1 protein-coding gene is annotated in these 1,370 nt (G+C 44.5%); it reads right to left on the reverse strand.

Annotation, left to right across the window (positions count from 1 at the left end; genetic code table 11):
• Positions 1 to 215: 215 nt before the first annotated feature.
• Positions 216 to 1,238: a tRNA dihydrouridine(20/20a) synthase DusA gene (dusA, locus tag F6K37_RS42510; protein WP_287257233.1), complete on the reverse strand. Its 1,023-nt coding sequence runs from the start codon at positions 1,236 to 1,238 to the stop codon at positions 216 to 218.
• Positions 1,239 to 1,370: the final 132 nt, after the last annotated feature.

The raw sequence follows: 1,370 nt of genomic DNA on the forward strand, positions 1-1,370 counted from the left end.
GGGGAGCGGTTTTTGAAGCATAAAATCTGAATTATAGCAGTATTTTGCCGCTAAATCTGCCACTACCACTATTATATTTATGATTATTATATACTATAATAGTACAAAAATACTTAATAATATATAATAGGGTATATGGCAATAAAAAACTGTCAGCATATGCTTACCACAAAGCTGACCGCTGACCGCTGACCGCTGACCGCTGTATGCTTAGCCTAGGGAATTTTAGCTAAAGCTTCGCGAACGACATCAGAACCAACACCAACCAAGCAGGAATTTTCAGTTAGATGACGTTTCCAGGCTCTACTACCTGGTTCCCCTGCAAATAATTGCAGCATATGTCTGGTAATTTTGTTCAGCTTAAGACCTTTGGCTACCCAGTGATCAATATAGGAAAACATGGCTTCGACCACCTGATGGCGAGTTGGGGGTATAACTGTCTCGCTATAGATATCACAATCAGCTTTGGCAAACAGATAGGGATTGTCGTAAGCTGCACGCCCAATCATTACCCCATCGACATACTCTTGTTGTTCTTGCACTTGTTCAAGACTAGTGAATCCACCATTAATTTCCACGAATAAGTCAGGTAACTCCTGCTTGAGACGATGGACGTCACTGTAACGTAAGGGTGGGACGTTGCGATTCTCTTTTGGACTCAAACCCTGTAGCCAAGCCTTGCGAGCATGTACAGTAAAATGCTGACAACCGGCCTCTGAGACAATGCGCACAAAGTTAGCCATGTCTTCATAGCGGTCAAGGTGATCAATACCGATACGGTGCTTGACAGTAACGGGTATGTTGACTACTTTAACCATAGCCTCTACACAGCGTGCTACCTGTTCAGGCTGCGCCATCAAACAAGCTCCAAAATTGCCATTTTGCACCCGACTACTGGGACAACCAACGTTGAGATTAATCTGGTCATAGTCCATAGCTTCAGCAATTCGGGCGCATTCAGCTAAGTCACTGGGAGTGTCACCACCAACTTGTAAGACTAGGGGTTTCTCTTGTGGGGAAAAGCCTAGCAAGCGTTCGCGATCGCCATGAAGAATTGCTGCACTGGTGACCATTTCGGTGTAGAGCAATGTCCGTCCTGTAATCTGGCGCATGAAATAGCGATAGTGGCGGTCAGTGCGATCCATCATTGGCGCAATACTTAAGGGATAACCGCTACTAATAATTTTGGATTCCGTTGGAAGTGATTCGGGTGAAATAGCTGTACTCAGGGGAGTCATGGGTTGAGGCAGTTATAGCGCTACACGCAAGTCAGAAGTTAGAAGTCAGAAGTCAGAAGTAAGCTATGACTAAGTTTTGGAGTTTATGAATGTCAAACATCTGAATGGGTAGTGCTATACTATCAAGAAGCG

It is taken from the genome of Moorena sp. SIO4E2, from assembly GCF_010671945.1.
GTDB lineage: Bacteria > Cyanobacteriota > Cyanobacteriia > Cyanobacteriales > Coleofasciculaceae > Moorena > Moorena producens.